Raw genomic sequence first — 25,239 nt, 5'->3', positions numbered from 1 at the left:
CCGCGGGGCACGGTCCTGCTGACCGGCGGCACCGGTGGACTGGGTCGGCTGACGGCACGTCACCTTGTCGCCGAACACGGCGTCGGCAGGCTGATCGTGGCCAGTAGGAGTGGGCTCGACGCCCCCGACGCCGCCGCGCTGCGAGACGAACTGACCGCGCTCGGCGCCGAGGTGACCATCGCCGCCTGCGATGTCGCCGACCGCGGCGCGCTCACCGAACTGCTCGCCTCCGTACCGGACGACCACCCGCTGACCGCGGTCGTCCACACCGCCGGTGTCCTCGCGGACGGTGTCGTGACCTCGATGACGCACGAGCGGATGGACCGTGCCCTGCGGCCCAAGGCGGACGCCGTGGTCAACCTGCACGAACTGACCCGCGACATGGACCTGGCCCGCTTCGTGGTGTTCTCCTCCGTGGCCGGCACGTTCGGCGGGGCCGGACAGGCCAACTACTCGGCCGCCAACGCCTTCCTCGACGCGTTCGCCCACCACCGGCGCGAGCTGGGGCTGCCGGCCACCTCCCTCGCCTGGGGCACCTGGCTCCCCGACGCGGGCATGACCGGCGAGCTCACGGAGGCCGACCGGGAACGGCACGCCCGTACCGGCATGGTGCCGCTCGACGCCGAGACGGGCATGCGGCTGCTGGACGCCGGACCCGACACCGACCGCGCCGTGCTGCTGCCGATGGACCTCGACCGGGCCGCCCTGCAGGAGCACTTCGACGTGCTGCCCCCGCTGCTGCGCGGGCTGGCCGGGGCGCCGGCCCGGCGCAGGGCCGGGTCCGCTGCGCACGGCGCGGATGGCAAGGACGGCTCCACCCTGGTGGAACGCCTCGCCCCGCTGAGCGCGCCGGACCGCGGCCAGCTGCTGCTCGACCTGATCGCCGAACAGGCCGCGGCCGTCCTCGGACACGCATCGGCCGACGCGATCGAACCCGACCAGTCGTTCAAGGAACTCGGCTTCGACTCGCTCACCGCGGTCGAACTGCGCAACCGGCTCAACTCCGTCACCGGCCTCCGCCTCCCGGCGACGCTGGTCTTCGACTATCCGACACCCGCCACCCAGGTCGCACACCTGCTGACCGCGCTGGACCTGCCGGATGCGCCCGGCGGTGCCCGGGCCCTGCTCGGCGAGTTCGACCGCCTGGAGGCCGCGCTCACGGGCGCCGACGTGGACGACGTCGACGACAGGGCCCGCGTCACCGACCGGCTGCGCGAACTGCTCGTGCGCTGGCAGGGCGAGCCCGTCCCGGCGCCCGCCCGCGCGACCGCCGACGACGGCGAACTGGACGACGTGGAGTCCGCCAGTGAGCTGTTCGACCTCATCGACAGGGAGCTGGGCACCGCATGACCCCGCAGCCCACCCTCGCAGGACGCATCTCCGCCCCGCTTGCCCCAAGGATGTGACACACGTGGCTCAGGACGACAAGTACGTGGAATACCTCAAGCGGGTGACGGCGGAGCTGCGGCAGACCCGTCGCCGGCTGCGTGAGGTGGAGGACAAGAACCATGAGCCCGTCGCGATCGTCGCGATGAGCTGCCGGTTCCCCGGTGACATCGCCTCCCCTGAGGACCTGTGGCACCTCGTCGACGAGGGCGGCGACGCCATCGGCACGCTCCCCGAGGACCGTGGCTGGGACATCGAGGAGCGCTTCGACCCCGACCCGGACACGCCGGGCTCCTTCTCGACCCGTGAAGGCGGCTTCCTGCGCGACGCAAGCGCCTTCGACGCCGGCTTCTTCGGCATGAGCCCTCGCGAAGCCCTTGCCACCGACCCGCAGCAGCGGCTGCTGCTGGAGGCTTCCTGGGAACTGCTCGAACGTGCCGGGATCCGTCCGGCCACCCTGCGCGGCAGCGCCACCGGAGTGTTCGTCGGGGCGGCGACCTCCGGATACGGGCAGGGGCCGGCGGAGGTCCCCGAGGACGTTCACGGGCTGATGCTCGCCGGCAACGCCACCTCGGTCGCCTCCGGCCGCATCGCCTACGTGCTCGGCCTCGAGGGACCCGCCATCACCGTCGACACCGCCTGCTCGTCGTCGTTGGTGGCCCTGCACTGGGCCGTGCAGGCACTCAGGGCCGGCGAGTGCGACCTCGCCCTCGCCGGCGGCGTCGCGGTCATGGCCACTCCCGGGCTGCTGTTCGAGTTCAGCCGACAGCGCGGTCTCGCCCCCGACGGCCGGTGCAAGGCGTTCTCCGACGACGCCGACGGCACCGGATGGTCCGAGGGCGTGGGCCTGCTGCTGGTGGAGCGGTTGTCCGACGCCCGCCGCAACGGCCACCCCGTGCTCGCCGTGGTTCGCGGCAGCGCGGTCAACTCCGACGGCGCCTCCAACGGGCTGACCGCGCCCAACGGTCCCGCGCAGCAGCGCGTGATCGAACAGGCCCTCGCCAACGCCGGTCTGACCGCGACCGATGTCGACGCCGTCGACGCCCATGGCACCGGGACCACCCTCGGCGACCCGATCGAGGCCCAGGCGCTGCTCGCCACGTACGGTCGTGCCAAGGAGGCCGGGAATCCGCTGCTGCTCGGTTCGCTGAAGTCCAACCTGGGCCACACGCAGGCCGCCGCCGGCGTCGCCAGCGTCATCAAGATGGTCATGGCGCTGCGACACGGCCGGCTCCCACGCACCCTGCACATCAGCGAGCCCTCCTCCCACGTCGACTGGACGGCGGGACACGTACGCCTGCTCACCGAGCCCGTCGACTGGCCGGACACGGGCGAGCGCCCCCGCCGCGCCGCCGTCTCGTCCTTCGGTATCAGCGGCACCAACGCGCACACCATCCTCGAAGCGGCGCCCGCGGAGAGCGCGGCCGACAGCGACGCTCCCGCGGCCGTCCCGGGCGCCGACGCAGTGACACCCGACGACGCGGCCGCCCCGCTCCGCGCCGCCGACGAGGCGTCCGACGAGAGCACGCCGCTGCCGGCCGTCCCCTGGATACTCTCCGCCCGCAGCGCCGCCGCCCTGCGGGGTCAAGCCGCCCGGCTGCTGGAGCGGACCGGGGGCGGGTCCGGGCCCGGCGCGGACGCGTACGACATCGCCCGCGCCCTGGTCACGACCCGTCAGGTCTTCGAGCACCGTGCCGTGGTACTCGCCGAGGACCACGCCGCCGCCCAGCAGGCCCTGGCCGCACTCGCGGACGAGAACGCGGCGACATCCGCCCGGCCCGGCGTCGTCACCGGCCACACCCTGCGCGGCACCACCGCGTTCCTCTTCTCCGGGCAGGGCGCGCAGCGCCTCGGCATGGGCCGCGACCTGTACGACGCCTTCCCAGCCTTCGCCCGCGCCTTCGACGCGGTGTGCGCCCACTTCGACACCGAACTCGGCACCTCGCTGAAGGCCGTCGTGTTCGACGGGGCGGAAGGCGGTGCCCTACTGGAACGCACCGACCTGGCGCAGCCCGCCCTGTTCGCGGTCGAGGTCGCGCTGTTCCGGCTGCTGGAGTCGTGGGGCGTCAAGCCCAAGTACCTCCTCGGACACTCGCTCGGCGAGTTGTCCGCCGCTCACGTCGCCGGCGTCTGGTCGCTCGCCGACGCCTGTCGTCTCGTCGCGGCCCGCGGACGGCTGATGCAGGCCCTGCCCGCCGGCGGGGCCATGGTCTCCGTCGAAGCCACCGAGGACGAGGTCGTCCCGCGTCTCGCCGCGTACGAGGGAGCGGTCTGCGTCGCGGCCGTCAACGGCCCTCGTGCCACGGTGCTCTCCGGTGACGAGGCCGGCGTCGAGGCGGTGACCGAGGAGTTCGCCCGCCAGGGCCGGCGCGTCCGCAGACTGCGCGTCGGGCACGCCTTCCACTCGGCCCGCATGGACGCCGTGCTCGACGACTTCCGGGCAGTCGCCGCCGGCGTCACCGCGCATCCTGCGCGGATCACCGTCGTCTCCAACGTGACGGGCCGGGCCGCCACCGCCGAGGAACTCGGCTCCGCCGACTACTGGGTGCGTCATCTGCGCCGAGCGGTGCGTTTCGCCGACGGGGTCACCTGGCTCGCCGAACACGGCGTCACGCGCTTCCTGGAGCTCGGCCCCGACACCACCCTCACCGCCCTCGCCCAGGCCTGCCTGCCCGACGACACCACCGAACGGATCTGCCTCCCCGCCCTGCGCAAGGACCGGCCCGAGGCACCCGCACTGCTCGCCGCCGTCGCCGGCCTGTTCGCGCACGGCGGCGCCGTGGACTGGGAACGCCTCCTGGGCCCCGCCCGCGGCCGACCGGTCGACCTGCCCACCTACGCCTTCCAGCGCGACCATTACTGGCTGCCCATGGGCACTCAGGGCCCCGGCGACCTCGCCGGGGCCGGACTCGGCAGTACGGAACACCCCCTGCTGAGCGCCGTCGCACGGGTCGCCGACGATGGACGCGTCCTGCTCACCGGGCGGCTGTCCACCCGCACCCAGCCGTGGCTCGCCGAGCACGCCGTGGCCGGTACCGTCCTGCTGCCCGGCACGGCCTTCGTCGAACTCGCCCTGCGCGCCGGCGACGAGGCCGGCTGCGACCTGATCGAGGAACTGACCCTCGAAGCCCCCCTCGTGCTCCCCGACCGGGGCGCCGCCCAACTCCAGATGGTCATCGGAGCACCCGACCCCTCCGGCCGGCGGCCACTCGCCGTCTACGCCCGCGCCGAGGACGCCGCGGGCGACGACCCGGACGCGCCCTGGACCAGGCACGCCACCGCCACCCTGGCCCGCGGCGCCACCGAGCCGTCCTTCGACCTGGCGGCCTGGCCCCCGCCCGGCGCACGGTCCGTGCCCCTCGACGGCTTCTACGCGGCGCTCGCGGACACCGGCTACCGGTACGGACCCGCCTTCCAGGGGCTGCAAGCGGTCTGGCGCGAGGGCACCGCCTGGTACGCCGAGGTCGCCCTGCCCGAGGACCAGCACAAGGAGGCCGCCCGCTACGGCCTGCACCCCGCCCTGCTGGACGCCGCCCTGCACGCACAGCTCGCCGACCCGGCGGACGACGGCGCCCAGGGCGTCGGCCTGCCGTTCTCGTGGAGCGAGGTCTCCCTGCACGCGGTCGGTGCCACGGCCCTCCGCGTCCGGGTCGAACCGGCCGGATCGAGCGGGGTCTCCCTGCGGATCGCGGACGCCGCCGGACGGCCCGTCGCCACCGTCGGCACGCTCGTCTCCCGGACCCTGCCCACCGAGACACTGCTCGCCACCGGTCCCGCGGGTGGAGCGTTGCACCGCGTGGTGTGGACCCCGGCCCCACTCGCCTCGGAGTCCGTGGTCGCGGACGGTGTCCTGGTGCCGCCGGCCGGTGCGGAGGCGTGGCGGTTGGGTGTCGAGCGGAAGGGCACCCTGGAGGGCCTGCGGCTCGTGCCGTGTCCGGAGGTGACGGGGCCTTTGGGGCCGCGTGGTGTGCGGGTGTCGATGCGTGCCGCGGGTGTCAACTTCCGTGATGTGCTGACCGTGCTCGGTATGTATCCGGGTGAGGTGACCGCGATCGGGCTGGAGGGTGCGGGTGTGGTCACCGAGGTCGGTGCGGAGGTCACCCATGTCGCGCCGGGGGATCGGGTGATGGGCATGTTCGCGGGGGCGTTCGGTCCCGTGGCGGTGGCCGACGAGCGGATGGTCGCGCGTATCCCGAGCGGCTGGTCGTTCGCGGAGGCGGCCACCGCACCCATCGTCTTCCTCACCGCCTACTACGCCCTGGTGGATCTGGGGGGTGTGCGTCGGGGTCAGTCGGTGCTGGTGCATGCGGCGGCCGGTGGTGTGGGTTCGGCGGCGGTGCAGTTGGCGGGGTATCTGGGTGCTGAGGTGTTGGGGACGGCGAGTCCGGGGAAGTGGGGGGCGCTGCGGGAGGCGGGGGTTGCGGAGGCGTGTATCGCTTCTTCGCGTGATCTCGGTTTTGAGGAGCGGTTCCTGGGGGTGACCGGGGGCCGGGGTGTGGATGTGGTGCTGGACTCGCTGGCTGGTGAGTTCGTGGACGCTTCGCTGCGGTTGCTGCCGCGTGGGGGGCGGTTCCTGGAGATGGGCAAGACGGATGTGCGGGATCCGGGGCGGGTGGCCGCGGATCATCCCGGGGTGGAGTACCGGGCTTTCGATCTGGTGGAGGCCGGTCCTGATCGGATCGGTGAGATGTTGGGCGTGTTGGTGGGGTTGTTCGAGCGGGGTGTGCTGCGGCCGTTGCCGATGGCGGTGTGGGATGTGCGGCGGGCGCCGGAGGCGTTCCGTCACCTCAGCCAGGCCCGGCACATCGGCAAGGTGGTGCTCACCCTCCCCACCACCCCCGACGCCGCCCCCGAGTCCCCGTCCACCGACGGCTGGTACGTGGCGGACAGCGACGATGCCGCTCTCGACCCGGACTGGCCGCGCATAGCGGGTCCCGACTCCCTCTCCGAACTCCCCGCCGTGGTCGTCCTGCCCTGCCCGCCCGGCCCGGACCGCGACCCGGCCACGGCCGCGGCACGCATGCTGGGCAGCCTGCAGACCTGGCTCGCCGACGAGCGTGCGGGGGACGCCCCGCTCGTCGTCCTCACCCATCGGGCCGTCGCCACGAGCACCGGCGAGGACGTGCCGGACCTCGCCGGGGCCGCCGTGTGGGGCCTGGCCAGGTCCGCCCAGACCGAGAACCCGGGACGGCTGGTCCTCGTCGACGTCGACGACACGGACGCCTCACTCGCGGTCCTGCCCGCGGCCGTCCTGTCCGGGGCCACCCAGTTCGCCCTCAGGAACGGCGAGTTGCTCGTTCCACGCCTTGCCCGGATCACCGCGAGCCCCAGCCCCACCGCCGCTCTCCCGGCCCCGCGTGCCGACTCGGCCGGACCGGGGCCCGAGACCCTCTGGGACCCCCAGGGCACGGTCCTGGTCACCGGCGGCACCGGAGCCCTGGGTGCCCTCACCGCGAGGCACCTGGTGACCGGACACGGGGTCAGGAGCCTGGTCCTCGCCTCCCGGCGCGGTCCCGGCGCCCCCGGCGCGGCCGAACTCGTCGATGAGCTCACGGCGTTGGGCGCCCGGGTGAGCGTCGAGGCCTGTGACACCGCCGACCCCGAAGCGCTCGCCGCCCTCCTGGCCCGTATCCCCGCCGACCGGCCGCTGCGCGGCGTCGTACACACCGCGGGCATCCTCGACGACGGCGTCCTGGAGGCGCAGACCCCCGAGCGGCTGGCGCACGTACTGCGGGCCAAGGCAGCGTCGGCGCTCGCCCTGCACGAGGCCACACGGACCGCGGACCTGACGGCGTTCGTCCTGTTCTCCTCCGCCGCCGGCCTCCTCGGCGGCGCGGGCCAGGCCGGCTACGCCGCGGCGAACACCGTCCTCGACGCGCTGGCCCACCACCGGCGCGCCCACGGGCTGCCCGCCACCTCGCTCGCCTGGACGCTGTGGGAGGGCACCGACGGCATGAGCGGGGGGCTGCGCGAGGACGACGTCCGTCGCATCGCCGCCTCCGGACTGCCCGCCCTCGCTCCCGAGCAGGGCCTGCGGCTCCTCGACGCGGCCCTGGAGTCGGACGAGGCGCTCATCGCCCCGCTCCGCACCGACCTCACCGCCCTGCGGACGGCCGCCGCGGCCGGCAGGCTGCCGGAAGTACTGCACGGCCTCGTGCCGGCGCCGGCACGGCGCGCCGCCGCAACGGGTACCGGCGAAGCACCCGACCTCGCCCGCAGGCTCACCGGCCTCACGGAGGCGGAGCAGGAACGCCTCCTGCTCGACCTGGTGCGCCGGCACGCCGCCCTCACCCTCGGGCATGACGGGGCCGCCGCCGTCGGCGCCGACCAGGCCTTCAAGGACCTCGGTTTCGACTCCCTCACCTCCGTCGAACTGCGCAACCGCCTCAACGCCGAGACCGGACTTCGGCTGCCCGCCACCCTGCTCTTCGACCATCCCAGGCCCACGGTCCTCGCCCGCCACCTGAGGGAGCAGATCGCCGGGACCACCGAGCACACCGCCATCGCGAGCGTCGCGGCGACCGACGACGACCCCGTCGTCGTCATCGGCATGGCCTGCCGGTACCCGGGCGGCGTCGCCTCCCCGGAGGACCTGTGGCGCTTCGTCGCCGAAGGCGGCGACGCCATCGGCGCCTTCCCCGCCGACCGCGGCTGGGACCTCACCGGACTGCCGGACCTGCAGGCCGGGTTCCTGTACGGCGCCACGCACTTCGACGCCTCGCTGTTCGGCATCTCGCCCCGCGAGGCCCTGGCCATGGACCCGCAGCAGCGGCTCCTGCTGGAGAGCTCCTGGGAAGTCTTCGAACGGGCCGGCATCGACCCGCTGTCCTTGCGGGGCAGCCGCACCGGCGTCTTCGTCGGAGCCATGGGCTCGGGATACGCCTCCCAACTCGCCGACATCCCCGAAGGCATGGAGGGCTACATCGGCCTCGGCGTCTCCGGCAGCGTCATCTCGGGACGTGTGGCCTACACCTTCGGCCTCGAAGGCCCGACCATGACCGTCGACACCGCCTGCTCCTCCGCGCTCGTCGCCCTCCACCTGGCCACCCGGGCCCTGCACCAGGGCGAGTGCACCATGGCGCTCGCCGGCGGGGTCACCGTCATGGCCACACCCGCCACCTACACCGAGTTCACCGCCCACGACGGACTGGCCGCGGACGGCCGGTGCAAGGCGTTCGCCGCGGCCGCCGACGGCACCGGCTTCTCCGAAGGCGTCGGCGTCCTGCTCCTGGAGCGTCTGTCGGACGCCGAACGCAACGGACACCCCGTCCTCGCCGTCGTCCGCGGCTCCGCCACCAACCAGGACGGGGCGTCCAACGGCCTGACCGCCCCCAGCGGCCCCTCACAGCAGAACGTCATCCGGCAGGCCCTCGCCACCGCGGGCCTGTCACCGGCCGACGTGGACGCGGTCGAGGCGCACGGCACCGGCACCACGCTCGGCGATCCCATCGAGGCCCAGGCCCTCCTCGCCACCTACGGCAGGCAGCGGCCCGACGACCGGCCCCTGCTGCTCGGCTCGGCGAAGTCCAACTTCGGTCACACGCAGGCCGCCGCGGGCGCCGCCGGCGTCATCAAGATGGTCATGGCGATGCGGCACGGAGAACTGCCCCGCACCCTCCACATCGACGCACCGTCCCCGCACATCGACTGGTCCAGCGGCACCCTTGAGCTGCTCACGGAGCCGCGCTCCTGGCCCGCCGACGCCGGTCGGCCCCGCCGCGCGGGCGTGTCCTCCTTCGGCATCAGCGGAAGCAACGCCCATGTCGTCCTGGAGGAACCGCCCGCGCCACGACCGCTGGGAGAACGGCGGCCGGCCACGGCGGAGCCCCGCGCGTTCGCCGTCTCCGGGCACTCACCGGACGCGCTGCGCGCCCAGGCCGCCCGGCTGCGCACCCACCTCCTCGCGGACGTGACCGACCCGCGCGACCTCGCGTACACCCTCTCCACCGCCCGGCACCCCATGGACCACCGGGCCGTCGTCGTCGCCGCGGACCACGAGGAACTGCTCGCCGGGCTCGCCGCCGTCGCACAGGACCGACCCGCCGCGCACGTCGCCACCGGGGTCGTGGGCGCAGCCGGCCGGACCGCGTTCCTCTTCAGCGGACAGGGCGCCCAACGCCCCGGTATGGGAAGGGAGTTGTACGACGCCCACCCCGCGTACGCCGAGGCGTTCGACGCCGTCTGCGCGGAACTGGACAGACATCTCGAAGGCCCGCCGTTGCGTGAGGTGGTCTTCGCGGCGGAAGGCACGCCGGAGGCGGCGCTGCTGGACCGCACCGCCTGGACCCAGGCGTCCCTGTTCGCCCTGGGCACGGCCGCACACGCCCTCGTGCGGTCCTGGGGCGTCCGGCCCGACCTGCTCATGGGCCACTCGATCGGCGAGTTGACCGCCGCGCACGCCGCGGGCGTCCTGACCCTCCCGGACGCCTGCGCGCTCGTCGCCGCCCGCGGCCGGCTGATGCAGGCACTGCCCGAGGGCGGCGCGATGATCGCCGTCGCGGCCACCGAGGACGAGGTGCGCCCGCTCCTCGACGGCCAGGAGGAGCGCGTCGCGATAGCCGCGCTCAACGGCCCTGCCTCCGTGGTGCTCTCCGGCGACACGGACGAAGTGGAGCGCGTCGCCGCCGAGTTGGCCGCGCGCGGCCGCAGGTCCCGGCGACTGCGGGTCAGCCACGCCTTCCACTCACCGCACATGGACGCGATGCTCCAGGAGTTCGAACAGGTCGCCGCGGGTGTCCGCTACGCGCCGCCCACGGTGCCCGTGGTCACCAATCTCACCGGCGGCGTCGCCACGGACGAGGACCTGTGCTCGGCCGCCCACTGGACCCGGCACATCCGCGCGGCCGTGCGGTTCGCCGACGGCGTACGCACCCTGGAGGCCGAGGGCGTCACCACGTACCTCGAACTGGGCGCCGACGCCACGCTCACCACCATGGTCCGCGACAGCGTCCAGGACCCCGCCACCGCCGACGCCGTGCCGCTCATGCGGCGCGACGCCGCCGAGGTCCGCGCCGCCCTGCTCGCGGCCGGCCGGCTGCACGCCCGCGGCTGCGAGGTGGACCTCGCGCGGCTGCACGATGCCGACGCCCGCCGCGTCGACCTGCCCACCTACGCGTTCCAGCGCGAGCGATACTGGCTGGAGTCCTCGGCCGCGGCCGCCCGCGCGGAGGACGCACCGTTCTGGGACCTCGTCGAGCGCTCCGACCCGGCCGCGCTCGCCGGCCGGCTCGACCTCACCGAGGACGCCCCGCTCAGTGCCGTCCTGCCCGCTCTGGCGTCCTGGCGCCGCGACCGGCTCCGCCAGTCCGAGGAAAGCCGCCTGGACCACCGCGTCACCTGGCGGCCCGCACCCGAGGCAGGCTCCGCGACCCTCACCGGGCACTGGCTGATGCCCGTGCCCGTGGAACTCGCCGACGGCGCCTGGGCCGCTTCGATCGCCGACGCGCTCACCGCGCACGGCGGACACGTCACACCGCTGCCCGTCGACTGCGCCGCCGCCGGCCCCGCGACGCTCGCGGCCCGCCTCGCCGCGCTCCGCGACACCACCGACGGACCGGACCTCACCGGGATCCTGTCGTTGCTGGCCGCCGACGAACGTCCGCTGCCGGAGCACCCGTCGACGCCGGCCGGACTCGCCGCGACACTCGCCCTTGTCCAGGCCCTGTCCGAGGAGTCGGCCGCCACCACCGCCGTGCCGCTGTGGTGCCTGACGGCCGGCGCCGTCGGTGCCCCCGGACAGGAGGCGCCCGCCTCGCCCGAACAGGCCGCGGTCTGGGGCTTCGGCCGCTCCGCCGCCCTGGAGTACCCGCAGAACTGGGGCGGTCTTGTGGACCTTCCGGCCGGTACCGGCGCCGCCGTCGCCGAGGACGTCGCCCGGCGGTTGTGCGCCGTCCTGACCGCGCCCGACGGCGAGGACCAGGTGGCAGTCCGTCCCTCCGGAACCTTCCTGCGCCGCCTCGTCCGCCTCGCACCGCCCGCCGACCCGGGCCCCGGGCCGGACTGGAAGGGCACGGTCCTGCTCACGGGCGGCACCGGGGCGCTGGGCGTGCGGACCGCGGTCTGGCTCGCCGAACAGGGCGCCACGCGCCTGGTCGTGGCGAGCCGCTCCGGCGGCGACTCCGAAGGAGCGACCCGGCTGCGGGAGTCCCTCGCCGGCACCGGGGCCGAACTCGCCCTGGTCGCCTGCGACATCGCGGATCGTGCGGCGCTGTCCGCGCTGCTCGACGAACACCCGGTGGACGCCGTCGTGCACGCTGCGGGCGCCCTCGACGACCGGTTGATCGACAACCTGGACGCCACGAGCCTGGAGGCCGTGCTGCGGCCGAAGCTGGCCGCCGCCCGGAACCTCGACGAACTCACCCGGGACCGGCACCTGTACGCGTTCGTCCTGTACTCCTCGGTCTCCGGGACCATCGGCTCCATCGGCCAGGCCAACTACGCCGCCGCCAACGCCTGTCTCGACGCTCTCGCCGAGCGGCGGCGGGCCGCCGGGCTCCCGGCGACGTCGATCGCCTGGGGACCCTGGGCCGGCGGCGGCATGGCGACGAAGACGTCCGGCACCGAACAGCGCATGCGGCGCGGCGGGATGGCCCTGCTGGACCCCGCACGGGCACCCCGGGCGCTCGGACGGGCCGTGGCCCGCGGCGAGGCGGTGGTGGCCGTCGCCGACGTGGACTGGGCCCGCTTCGCGCCCGGCTTCACCTCGGCCCGGCGCAGCCCGTTGCTGTCCGACCTGCCGGAGGTGCGTGACCTCGCGTCCGCGGTCTCCGACGCGGCCGGCGGCACACAGGCGGCGCAGGCGTTGCGCGACCGGCTCACCGGGATGTCCCCCGCGGAGCGGGAACGCACGCTGGTCTCCCTGGTGCGCGCGGAGGCCGCCGGCGTCCTGGGACACGCCTCGACCGACAAGGTCGCCGCCACCCGCGCCTTCAACGCGCTCGGCTTCGACTCCCTGATGGCGGTCGAACTGCGCAATCGTCTCGGCGCGGCGACCGGGCTCCGGCTGCCCGCGACCCTGCTGTTCGACCAGCCCAACGCCGCCGCGCTCGCCGGGTACCTGCGCGGCCGGCTGACCGAGGGCACCGACGGCGCCGCCGCCGTGCTCGCCGACATCGACCGGCTCGACGAAGCCCTGGCCGGGCTGCCCGAGGACGACGCCCGTCGCGACCGGATCGCCCTACGGCTCAAGGCGCTGCTCGCCCGCTGGGACGGCGCCGACCGGGTCGCGTCGACCCCGAGCACGGCGACGACGGACGACGTCAGCGACCGGATCAACTCCGCCGCGGCGGACGAGATCTTCGACTTCATCGAGAACGATCTTGGGATCTCCTGAGCGCACGGCCACGGACCGGGAAACGGGTGAGAGACACATGAGCGATGAGGAGAAGCTCCTCGGCTACCTGAGGAAGGTCACGGCCGATCTTCACCAGACGCGGCAGAGGCTGCGCGAAGCCCAGGAGCGCCACCGGGAACCGATAGCCATCGTCTCGATGGGCTGCCGCTTCCCCGGAGGCGTCAGTGATCCGGACGACCTGTGGGGTCTGCTGCGGTCGGGCACCGACGTCATGAGCGAGTGGCCCGCGGAACGGGGCTGGGACGTCGACGCGCTGTACGACCCGGAGCCCGGTGCCCCGGGCAAGAGCTACACCCGTCTCGGCGGGTTCGTCGACCGTGTGGGGGACTTCGACGCCGGCTTCTTCGGCATCTCACCCCGTGAGGCCGTCGGCACCGACCCCCAGCAGCGGCTCCTGCTGGAGATCTGCTGGGAGGCGCTGGAGCGCGCGGGCATCGACCCGCTGTCCCTGCGCGGCAGCCGCACCGGGGTCTTCGCCGGCACCAATCTGCAGGACTACACGACCCTGTTGAGCCTGTCCGACAACGCCGGTGACGACGGTGTCGGCAACGCCTCGAGCGTGGTGTCCGGGCGCATCTCGTACACGCTGGGCCTGGAAGGCCCCGCCGTCTCGGTCGACACGGCGTGCTCCTCCTCCCTGGTCGCCCTGCACCTCGCGGCGCAGGCGCTGCGGGCGGGCGAGTGCGACCTGGCGCTCGCGGGCGGCGTCACCGTCATGTCGACGCCCACGGTCTTCCTGGAGTTCAGCCGGCAGCGCGGGCTGTCGCCGGACGGGCGCTGCCGCGCCTTCGCCGACGCCGCCGACGGCACCGCGTGGGGCGAGGGCGCGGGCGTCCTCGTCGTGGAGCGGCTGTCGGACGCCCGCCGCCACGGCCACCCCGTCCTCGCCGTGGTGCGCGGCTCGGCCGTCAACCAGGACGGTGCCTCCAACGGGCTGACCGCGCCCAACGGCCCCTCCCAGGAACGAGTCATCTGGCAGGCCCTCACCGCGGCGGGCCTGTCGCCGGCCGACGTGGACGCCGTCGAGGCGCACGGCACCGGCACCACGCTCGGCGATCCCATCGAGGCCCAGGCCCTCCTCGCCACCTACGGCCAGGACCGGCCCGCCGACCGGCCGCTGTGGCTCGGCTCGGTGAAGTCCAACATCGGGCACACCCAGGCCGCGGCGGGCGTCGCCGGCGTCATCAAGATGGTCCTCGCGCTGCGCGAGGCGCTCCTGCCGCCCACTCTCCACGTCGACCGGCCCTCCACGCACGTCGACTGGTCCGCGGGCAACGTGGAACTCCTCACCGGCACCCGCCCCTGGCCGCGTACCGACCGGCCGCGACGCTGCGGCGTCTCGTCGTTCGGCGTGAGCGGCACCAACGCGCACGTCATCCTGGAGCAGCCCCCGCTGGAGGAGGGGAAGCCGGACGCCTCCCCGCACGACCCCGGCGACACCACCGGCCAGGCGCCCCGTCCCGCCGCGCGCGGCCCGTTCGCCTTCCCGGTCTCCGGCCGCACCGCCGGGGCCCTGCGCGATCAGGCCGCGCGGCTCCACGCGCACCTGCGGACCGGCCCCGGCCGCACCCAGTCGCCCGCGGACCTCGCCTGGTCCCTGGCCGCCACCCGCCCCGCGCTGGAACACCGCGCCGTCGTCGTCGCCCACGACCACGACGAACTCCTGCGCGGCCTCACCGCCGTGGCCGAGGGCACTCCTGCCCCCGCCGTGGCGAACGGCGTCGCCGACACCGAGGGCGGCCCCGTCTTCCTCTTCCCCGGCCAGGGCGCGCAGTGGGAGGAGATGGCCACCGGGCTGCTCGACGCCGACGACGGACGGTTCCGCGCCCACTTCGACGAAGTGGCCCGGGCCGTCGAACAGTTCACGGACTGGTCGGTCCTCGACGTGCTGCGCCGTGCGGAGGGCGCCCCGTCGCTGGAGCGCCTCGACGTCGTCCAGCCGACCCTGTTCGTCGTGTGCGTGGCCCTCGCCCGGCTGTGGCAGTCCTGCGGTGTCCGCCCCGCCGCGGTCGTCGGGCAGAGCCAGGGCGAGATCGCGGCCGCCCATGTCGCGGGAGCGCTGACCCTCCAGGACGCGGCACGTGTCGTCGTCACCCGCTCCCGGGAACTGACCGCCATCGCGGGCCGCGGCGGCATGGCCTCCCTGCCCCTGCCGCTGGCGGAGGTGGAGCAGCGCCTCGCCCGCTGGAACGGGCGGATCTCCGTGGGCTCGGTGAGCGGACCGCGTTCCGTCGTGGTCTCCGGCGAGGAGGCCGCGCTCCTGGAACTCCTCGACGAGCTGACCGCGGAGGGGGTGCGCGCCCGCCGCGTCCCGGTCGACTACGCCTCCCACTCCGTCCAGGTCGAGGAGGTCCGCGACGCCCTGCTGGCCGGCTTCGCGCCCGTGCGTCCGCTGCCCGCCGACGTGCCGTTCTACTCCACCGTCACCGGGGGCCGGATCGAGGACACCACGCGGCTGGACGCCGCCTACTGGTACGCCAACATCCGGCAGACCGTCCGCTTCGAGGACGCCGTGAAGGCCCTGGCCGCCGCGGAGCACCAGGTGTTCGTCGAGGTCAGCCCGCACCCGGTGGTCACCACCGCGGTGGGCGACATCCTCGACGCGCTGGGCGCGGGCGGCGGTGCGGTCCTCGGGACGCTCCGGCGCTCCGAGGGCGGCCCGGAGCGGTTCCTGCTGTCCGTCGCCGAGCTGTCCGTGCGCGGCGGGGACGTCGACTGGGCGACCGTCCACGGGGCTCCCGGCCGCCGCGTCGACCTTCCCGTCTACGCCTTCCAACGACGCCGGTACTGGCCCGAGTTCACGTCCGCCGCCGAGCCGTCGGCCCGGCAGGACGACGCGGCCGACGCGCCGTTCTGGGCAGCCGTCGAGAACTCCGACCTGCCCGCCCTCTCCGCCGCGCTCGGACTCGACCGCGACGCCGTCTCCACCCTCGTACCGGCCCTCGCCCAGTACCGCCGACGCGGCGCCGAGTACGCCGTCGCGGACCGCTGGCGCTACCGCATCGCCTGGCACGCCGTCGAGGACCGGCCCACCCCGGCGCTCACCGGCACCTGGCTCCTCGTCGTGCCCCGCGGCCACGAGGACGGGCCGGAGGCCGCCGTCGTCGGCGCGGCCCTCGAACGCGCCGGTGCCCGCCGTGTCACCGTGGTGGTCGGCGGTGCCGACGACCGCGCGGCGGTCTCGGAGGCCCTCTCCGACGTCGTCCACGAAGCCACCGGCGTCCTTTCGCTGCTCGCCCTGGACGAGGAACCGCACCCCGGACTCCCCACCCTGCCCAGCGGCTTCGCCGGGACCGTCGCCCTCGTCCAGGCGCTGGACGACCTCAACGCGCACCTGCCGGTGTGGTTCGTCACCCGCGGCGCGGTCGCCACCCGGACCGGCGCGGGAGTGGACGCCCCCGCCCAGTCCCTCGTCTGGGGATTCGGGCGCGTCGTCGCCGCCGAACAGGCCGACTGCTGGGGTGGCCTCGCCGATCTGCCGCCCGACCTCGACGACCGGGCCGGTGACCGGCTCGTCGCCGTGCTCGCCGGTACGGACGCCGAGGACCAGGTCGCCGTCCGTGCCACCGGCGTCCTCGGCCGCAGGCTCGTGCGCGCCGCCACCGGAGGCCTGCCCGGAGGCCGGCGCTGGCGCCCGGACGGCACCGTCCTCGTCACCGGCGGCACCGGCGCCCTCGGCCGCCACGTCGCCCGCTGGCTCGCCCGCTGCGGAGCCCGCGACCTGCTGCTCGTCAGCCGGTCGGGCCCCGAAGCCGACGGCGCCCAGGACTTCGTCGCCGAACTCGCCGAGCTCGGCGCCCGCGCCGAACTCGCCCGCTGCGACGTCGCCGACCCGGACGCCCTCGCGGCCCTGCTCGCCACCGTGCCCGCGGAACGTCCGCTGACCGCGGTCTTCCACACCGCGGCCGTCCTCGACGACGGCGTCATCGGTTCCCTGACCCCGGAACGGCTCGCGGACGTGCTGCGCGTCAAGGTCCAGGGCGCACTCAACCTCGACGCCGCGACCGCCGGCCTCGACCTCTCCGCCTTCGTGCTCTTCTCCTCCGCCACCGGCGTCTTCGGCAGCCCAGGGCACGGCAACTACGCGCCCGGCAACGCCTTGCTCGACGCCCTCGCCGAGCACCGGCGCGCGCGGGGACTGCCGGCGACGGCCGTCGCCTGGAGCGCCTGGGCACACGGCGGCATGGCCGCGGGAACCGTCGGCGAACGGCTCCAGCGCCACGGAGTCCGCCTGATGGACCCGGACATCGCCGTCACCGCGCTGCAGCAGGCGCTCGACCATGACGACACGGCCCTCGTCGTGACCGACATCGACTGGGAGGTGTTCGGCGCCGAACTCGCCAGGAGCCGACCCCGGCGCCTGTATGCCGACCTGCCCGATCTGCGCCGCATTCTGGCGGACGCCCGCCGCACCGCACCGGAGCAGGACCAGGGGGGCGGGGCCCGACTGGCCGAACAACTCGCCGCCCTCGGCGAGGGCGACCGCAGGCACGCCCTGCTCCAGCTCGTCCGGGCCCATATCGCGTACGTCCTCAACCATCCCAGCCCCGACGACGTCGAACCGGCCCGTGCCTTCCGCGAACTCGGCTTCGACTCGCTGACCGCGGTGGAACTGCGCAACTCCCTGGGCGAGGCGACCGGGATGCGCCTGCCGGCCACGCTCGTCTACGACTACCCGACGCCCGCCGCGCTCGCCGAGCACCTCAGCGCCGGCCTGGCCCCGGCCGCCGCGCCCGCCGCCGCGCCGGTGGGATCCGCGACGGCGACCGACGACGACCCGGTGGTCATCGTCGGCATGGCGTGCCGTTTCCCGCGGGACGTCGAGACGCCCGAGGGGTTCTGGCGGCTGCTCGCCGACGGTACCGACGCCATGGGCCCCTTCCCGGAGGACCGCGACTGGGACCTGGAGGCGCTGTACGACCCGGAGCCGGGCAGGGCCGGCCACACCTCCACCCTGGCCGGCGGTTTCCTCTCCGGCTTCGCCGACTTCGATCCGGTGTTCTTCAACATCTCGCCGCGTGAGGCGACGGCGATGGATCCGCAGCAGCGTCTGCTGCTGGAGATGGCGTGGGAGGCGTTCGAGCGGGCCGGTATCGATCCGCGGACCCTGCGCGGCAGCCGTACCGGAGTCTTCGCCGGCACCAACTACCAGGACTACTCCTCGCGGCCCCTCGCCGTGGGAGAGGACACCAGTGCCCATCTCGGCACCGGAAACTCGGCCAGTGTCATGTCCGGCCGGCTCTCCTACACCTTCGGGCTGGAGGGGCCGGCGGTGACCGTGGACACCGCCTGCTCCGCCTCCCTGGTCGCACTGCACCTGGCCGTCCAGTCGCTGCGTTCCGGCGAGTCGGACCTCGCGCTGGCCGGGGGCGTCACCGTCATGTCGACCCCCGGTCTGTTCGTGGACTTCAGCCGGCAGCGGGGGCTTGCGGCGGACGGGCGGTGCAAGGCGTTCGCGGACGCGGCCGATGGCACCGGGTTCTCCGAGGGCGGCGGTCTGCTGCTGGTGGAGCGGCTGTCCGACGCCCGCCGCAACGGCCATCCGGTGCTGGCCGTGGTGCGGGGCTCGGCGGTCAACCAGGACGGCGCCTCCAACGGCCTGACCGCGCCCAACGGGCCGTCCCAGCAGCGGGTGATCCGTGCCGCGCTGGCGGACGCGGGTCTGCGTCCCGCCGATGTCGATGTGGTGGAGGCGCACGGTACGGGGACGAGGCTGGGTGATCCGATCGAGGCGCAGGCGGTGATCGCCACGTATGGTCAGGACCGGCCGGAGGGGCGGCCGGTGTGGCTGGGGTCGGTGAAGTCGAACATCGGTCATACGCAGGCGGGTGCCGGTGTGGCGGGTGTGATCAAGATGGTGCTGGCGATGCGGCACGGGTTGTTGCCGGCGACGCTGCATGTGGATGTGCCGTCTTCTCATGTGGACTGGGAGGCGGGTGAGGTACGTCTGCTGACGGAAGGTCAGCGGTGGCGGCGGGATCCGGGACGTCCGCTCCGGGCGGGTGTCTCCTCCTTCGGTATCAGCGGCACCAACGCGCACGTCATCCTCGAATCCCCCGAGGACGCCACCGCCGAACCGGACGCCCCGCGGCCACAAGCCGCTCCCGGAAGGCTCGTCCCCTGGGTGCTCAGCGCCCGCGACACCGCCGGTCTGCACGCTCAGGCGGCACGCCTACGGGACCGCGTCCTCGCCGAACCGGACGTCGGCCTGCACGACATCGGCCTGTCCCTCGCCACCACCCGCACCCACTTCGAGCACCGCGCCGTCCTCATCGGCGCCGACCGGGCCGCACTCCTGCGCGGCCTCGGGGAACTGGCCGCGGGCGCCCCCGGTTCCGACACGGTGACCGGCACGGCCCGTCCGGAAGGCAAGACCGCCTTCCTCTTCACCGGGCAGGGCGCCCAACGCCCTGGCATGGGGCGCGAACTCCACGCCACGTACCCCGTCTTCGCCGCCGCCCTCGACGAGGTCTGCGCGCGCATCCCCGGGCTGCGGGACCTCGTCCTCGGCGCGGACGGGTCCGACGGCGCCGCCGCCGACCGGCTCGACCGCACCGAACACGCCCAGCCCGCACTGTTCGCCTTCGAGGTGGCCCTCTTCCGGTTGCTGGAGTCCTGGGGCCTGCGCCCGGACCTGCTCGCCGGCCACTCCGTCGGCGAACTCGCCGCGGCACACGTCGCCGGGGTGCTCTCACTCGACGATGCCTGCACCCTGGTCGCCGCCCGCGGACGCCTCATGCAGGAACTGCCCGCCGGGGGCGCCATGGTGTCCCTCCAGGTCTCCGAGGAAGAGGTGCTGCCCCTCCTCGCCGGCCGTGCCTCGGAGGTCGGCGTCGCCGCCGTCAACGGACCGGCCGCCACCGTCGTCTCCGGCACCGAGGAGGCAGTCGCCGAGGTGGCGGCGGCGGTGGCCGCCATGGGACGCAGGACCTCCCGGCTCCGCGTCAGCCACGCCTTCCACTCGCCGCTGATGGAGCCGGTTCTCGACGCCTTCCGGTCGGTCGCGGCCACGCTCGACTACGCGCCTCCCCGGCTGACCGTCGTCTCCACAACGACCGGTGAACCCGCCACCGCCGAGCAGCTCACCGATCCGGAGTACTGGGTTCGGCATGTGCGGGAGCCCGTCCGCTTCCACGACGCCGTACGGCGCATGCGCGACCTGGGAGCCGCCCGGTTCCTGGAGGTCGGCCCGGATGCCACGCTCACGGCCCTGGCCCAGGCGTCGGCCGCCGTTCCCGACCGCGCAGAGGCCCTGCTCGTGCCCGCCGTACGCCGTGACCGTCCCGAGGAGCGGCACCTGCTGACGGCCGTGGCCCGGCTGTTCGCCCACGGCGCCACGGTCGACTGGCGTCCGCTGCACCCCGGCGGCCGGACGGTGCCCCTGCCCACGTACGCCTTCCAACGCGACCGGTACTGGCTGGCGAGCGCGCCGTGGACCGGCGACCTCGACGGCGCCGGACTGGAGTCGGCCGGGCACCCCTTCCTGGGAGCCGCCGTCACCCCCGCAGACTCCGACACGGTCCTGCTCACCGGGCGCCTGTCGCTGCGCACCCACCCCTGGCTCGCCGACCACGCCGTGCTCGGCCGCGTCATCCTCCCGGCCACCGGTCACCTCGACCTCGCGGTGCACGCGGGCGACCGCACCGGCTGCGGCCACGTGAGCGAACTGACCCTGCACAGCCCGTTGGTCATCCCCCGAGAGGGCGCCGTGCAGCTCCAGGTCACCGTGGACGCCCCGGACGCGACCGGCCGACGCTCCTTCGGCGTCTTCGCACGCGCCGCGGACGGGGACGGGCCCTGGGAGCGGCACGCGCAGGGCGTCCTCGCCCCCGACGCGCCGCACGCCCCCGAGGACGGCCTCGCCGCCTGGCCGCCGCCGGGCGCCCGGCTCGTGTCCGACGACGACCCCTACGCCCAGTTCGCCACCGCGGGGTTCGACTACGGCCCCAGCTTTCGCGGTCTGCGCACCGTATGGCGGCGCGGCGAGGAGGTCTTCGCCGAGGTGGCCCTGCCCGAGCCGTACCGTGCGGACGCGGCCCGCTTCGGCCTCCACCCCGCCCTGCTCGACGCCGCCGTCCAGGCGCTGCTGGTCACACAGCCGGGACCGGAGGCGGACAAGCCGTCCCACGACGAGGCGATGCTCCCGTTCGCCTGGAACGGGCTGACCCTGCACGCCGAGGGCGCCACCGAGCTACGGGTGCGGCTCACGCCGGCCGGGCACCCCCACGGCTACTGCGTCCTCGTGACCGACGCCACCGGCAGCCCCGTCGCCTCGGCCGCGTCGCTCACCCTGCGCACCGTTCCGGCCGACCGGCCCGAAGACGGCCCGCGGCAGCGGCCCGAACTGCTGCGCCTGGACTGGCAGCCGGCCACCCCCGCACCCGCCCCGCCCCGCCCCGAGTCCCTCCGCTGGATCATCCTGGGCGACGGCGACGACCGGGTGGCACGGGCGCTGGACTCCTCGGGTGTGCATCTGGAGACGTACGCGGATCTGGAGGCCCTCGGCAAGGCCGTCGCCACCGGCATGACCATGCCGGACCTGGTCCTGGTGGCTCCCGACCCGCACCGCACGCCCGAGGCGGCCGTCTCCGAGGCGGTGCGCGGACTGCTCTCCCGGGCCCACGACAGGATCCGGGAATGGCTCGCCGACGAGCGGTTCGCCGGATCGCGGCTGGTGTTCGTCACCCGCGGCGCCCTCGCCACCGGGCACGACACCGGGGTGCCGGATGTCACCGGGCCGGCCCTGTGGGGCCTGGTGCGTTCCGCCCAGGCCGAACACCCCGGCCGCTTCCAGCTCGTGGACCTGCCCCCGGCACCGGACCCGTCCGACGACCGGGCGATCCTGGCGGCGGTCGCCTGTGGCGGCCCGCAGAGCGCTCTGCGCGACGGGCAGGTGCTCCAGCCCCGCATCGCCCCCGCCGACGGAACCGCCACACCGCCCGACCTGACCTCCGGCACCGTCCTGGTCACCGGTGCCACCGGCACCCTCGGCCGGACCGTCGCCCGCCATCTCGTCACCGCCCACGGCGTACGCTCCCTGCTGCTCAGCAGCCGCCGCGGACGTGGAGCGGACGGAGCGGACGACCTCGTCGCCGAACTGACCGCGCTCGGCGCCCGCGTACACCTGGACTCGTGCGACATGGCCGAACGCGCCGAGGTCGAACGGCTCCTGTCCCGCGTCCCCGGGGACGCGCCGCTGAACGCGGTGATCCACGCCGCCGGGGTCGTCGACGACGCCACGGTGACAGCCCTGGACGGCCCGCGGTTCGACCGGGTGCTGCGACCGAAGGCCGACGGCGCCTGGCTGCTGCATGACCTCACCGCCGACCTGAACCTGGCCGCCTTCGTACTCTTCTCCTCCGCCGCGGGCACCTTCGGCTCACCCGGACAGGCCAACTACGCGGCCGCCAACGCCTTCCTCGACGGACTGGCAGCCCACCGGCGGGCCCGGGGCCTGCCCGCGGCGTCACTGGCGTGGGGGTTGTGGGAGACCACCAGCGGCATGACGGCCGGCCTGTCGGCCACCGACCGCCGGCGCATGGCCCGCGGCGGAATGCGGCCGCTGTCGACGCAGGACGCCCTGTCGCTGCTCGACTCCGCGCTCACCGCCGACCATGCCGCACTGCTCGCGATGGACACCCGCGCGGGCCGGGCCGGCGTGGAGGCGCTGCTGCGCCCCGCCACCACGGCACCGGCCCGGCGCAGCGCGGCGACCGCGCCCGGCGCCCCCACCGTCCCCGCGCTGCTGGCCGGACGTGGCCCCGAAGGGCGCCGACGCGTCCTGGTGGAGCTGGTGCGCGACCTCGCCGCGACGGTGCTCGGGCACGCCTCGGCCGACGGCGTCGCTGCCGACCGGCTCTTCACCGAGCAGGGATTCGACTCCTTGACCGTGGTGGAACTGCGCAACCAACTCGCGTCGGCGACCGCGTTGCAGCTCCCGCCCACCCTGCTGTTCGACCACCCCACCCCGGAGGCGCTCGCCGCCCACCTCGACACGCAACTGCTCGACGCGGACACGGCACCCGCCGGACCCGCCCCGGCGCCGCGGACCGGGGAACCCGCCGCCCGCTTCGAGGACACCCTCGGCGGTCTGTTCAAACGAGCCTGTGAGACGGGCCGTGTCAACGAGGGCTTCGCGCTCCTGCAGGCGGCGGCCGAGCTCCGGCCCACCTTCGGCTCCCCGGCCGAACTGGCCACCGTGCCCGAGGCGATCCGGCTGTCCGCCGGCGACCGGGCGGCCCCCCTCGTCTGCTTCAGCTCCTACGTCGCCCTGGCCGGCGTGCACCAGTACGCCCGGTTCGCCTCGGCCTTCCGCGGGCAGCGCGACGTATGGGCCCTGCCCACCCAGGGCTTCGGCGCGGGGGAGACACTGCCGGCCTCCTTCGACGCCGTCGCCGAACTCCACGCGGAGGCCGTCGCGCGGACCGCCGGTGACGGCCCCGTCGTCCTGCTCGGCTCCTCCTCGGGCGGCGTCCTCGCCCTGGCCGCGGCCCGCCGCCTCCAGGAACAGGGGCGCCCGCCGGCCGCCGTGGTCCTGCTGGACACGTACATGCCCCGCGCGGACTCGCCCTTCCTGCGCTTCTCCCAGCAGATGCTGGGCGGCATGTTCGACCGCGAGTCGATGTTCGCGCACATGGACACCGACCGGCTGACCGCCATGAGTTGGTACGTCGCGCTGATCGGCGAGTGGGAACCCGGCCCGCTGGACAGCCCGGTCCTGCTGGTGCGATCCAGCGAGCCGCCGGTACCGCCGGAGCCCGGGACCGAACTGCCCGCCGAGCAGTGGCAGACCTCCTGGGACCGCGCCCACACCGTCGTGGACGTCCCCGGCAACCACTTCACCATGATGGAGGCCCACGCCCGCAGCACGGCGGAGGCCACCGGCGACTGGCTCACCCGCCTCTCCGGCTGAGACCGCAGCACGACGAGCACCGGGCCCACTCCCTACTACAGGGGAGTGGGCCCGGTCAGGTCCGGTCCGATCACCCGAGCCGGACGGAGAGTGACGTTCTGTCAGGTGTACCGGGGCGCGCCGCACGGGAGCATGGGCGGAGGGTGCTCATCGGGCCTCGGGCGTGTGATGGGCGATCTGCCCGCGGGACCGGCGACGATGCGAGGCTCCTGGCCGGCTGCCGGCGATCCCGTCCGGCAGCCGACCAGGAGCCTCGCAGGTCCCGAGTCGCGCCGCGCCCGATGTCCGCCAAGAGGTCGTGTCCGCCCGCGCGCGGACGAGTCGTCGGCCCGCGTACGCGATGCCCGACGCATCAAGACCGACGCCCGGCCGCGCGGCGGGGTTTCACCCCGTCCCGCGCAGGCGGGCGGTGCAACGCGCGCCCTGTGCCGGGCGCCGGGACGCTCAGCCCGGCGTCGTCGTCTCCCACAGCTCGCGTACCGCATCTTCCAGTCCGCGGCGTGGTGACCACCCCAGCAGTTCACGGGCAGCGCTGATGTCGACCCGCATCCAGTCCGGGTCGGCCGAGGGCCTGGGAGCGGATCCGGGGTTCTCCACCACCTGCACGGTCATCCCGCTCGCCGCGATGAGGAGATCCACCAGTACGCGTACGTGGGTGGCCTCGCCCCTCCCGATGTTGATCACCTGTCCACCGACCGGGCCCAGGGCGGCGGCCACGATCGCGTCCGCGGTGTCGCGAGCGTCCACGAAATCACGGCTGGCGCGCAGTGGCGACAGCCGGACCACGGCGGGCTCGCGCGTCTGGGCCGCCTTCCGCAACTGCTGGGCCACACTGCCGAGAAGGCTGGTCGTCGGCGTGCCCGTGCCGATCACATTGGACAGCCTCAGGACCACCGCGTCCGCCCGGCCGGAGGCAGCCGCTTCGAGCACGGCCCGCGAACCCAGCAGCTTCGACGCGCCGTAGGCGGTGACGGGGCGGGTCGGCACCCGCTCGTCCAGGGCCGTGCCCACGGGCTGCGGTTCGTATTCGTGCATCGAACCCAGATGCACGAGCCGGGGGCGGCAGGAGGCGGCGTCCAACGCGGCCAGCACCTGCTCCACCAGAAGCAGGTTCCCCTCCCGCAACGGCCCCTCGGAGGAGGACCACGCGGCGCCGGCGGCGTTGACGATCGCGACCGGGCGCTCCGCGTCCATGAGCCGCAGCAGTTCGTCCCTTCCGTCATTGGCCAGGTCCGCGGGGAAGAACCGCCAGGACGCCGGTATCTTCGCGGGCCTGCGGGCCACGGCCAGCACCTGGTGGCCGCCGGCCTGGAACGCGGCCCCCACATGACGGCCGACGAATCCGGTGGCCCCCAGGATGACCACGCGGGAAGGCGTTTCGTCCTGCCCCCCGCCCTGCTCCTCTGCCGCCCCGACCACCATGTCCCAACCTCCTCGCGGGCCCGCCCCGCCCGTCGTCCCTCGCTTCCCCCGGCTCTCCGACGCATGCCGTGCGGACGCCGCACGCCTACTCTGTCACGCCCTCGTCGAGAATCAATTAGGGTTTGTTTCGACCCGATCGGCGCTTGACCGGCCCTTCAGTGAGCCT

The 25,239-nt window shown here is 74.6% G+C and carries 4 protein-coding genes; 3 read left to right on the top strand and 1 reads right to left on the bottom strand.

The genetic code is table 11. From position 1 onward, the window contains the following. From ASC56_RS36060 to ASC56_RS36045, 3 genes are all read left to right on the top strand, one after another. Positions 1 to 1,350: type I polyketide synthase (locus tag ASC56_RS36060; protein ID WP_159039819.1), on the top strand; the 1,350-nt coding region annotated here is incomplete at its 5' end. 61 nt (positions 1,351 to 1,411) lie between these two features. After that, positions 1,412 to 12,718, top strand: a complete 11,307-nt coding sequence (locus ASC56_RS42635) for a type I polyketide synthase (RefSeq protein ID WP_234377240.1) — start codon at positions 1,412 to 1,414, stop codon at positions 12,716 to 12,718. Positions 12,719 to 12,755: 37 nt separating this feature from the next. Beyond that, a complete protein-coding gene (locus tag ASC56_RS36045) occupies positions 12,756 to 23,651 on the top strand; it encodes a type I polyketide synthase (protein ID WP_055495832.1) in 10,896 nt (3,631 codons plus the stop codon). A gap of 444 nt (positions 23,652 to 24,095) precedes the next feature. On the opposite strand, the gene ASC56_RS36040 is transcribed toward ASC56_RS36045, so the two are convergent. Further along, positions 24,096 to 25,073, bottom strand: coding sequence for an NAD(P)-dependent oxidoreductase (locus ASC56_RS36040; RefSeq protein ID WP_063785063.1), 978 nt, complete (start codon positions 25,071 to 25,073; stop codon positions 24,096 to 24,098). Positions 25,074 to 25,239: the final 166 nt, after the last annotated feature.

The organism is Streptomyces sp. TP-A0356 (assembly GCF_001417775.1).
Taxonomy (GTDB): domain Bacteria; phylum Actinomycetota; class Actinomycetes; order Streptomycetales; family Streptomycetaceae; genus Streptomyces.
Note: the sequence above shows the minus strand (reverse complement) of the source record. Positions and strands in the feature narration are given on the sequence as shown.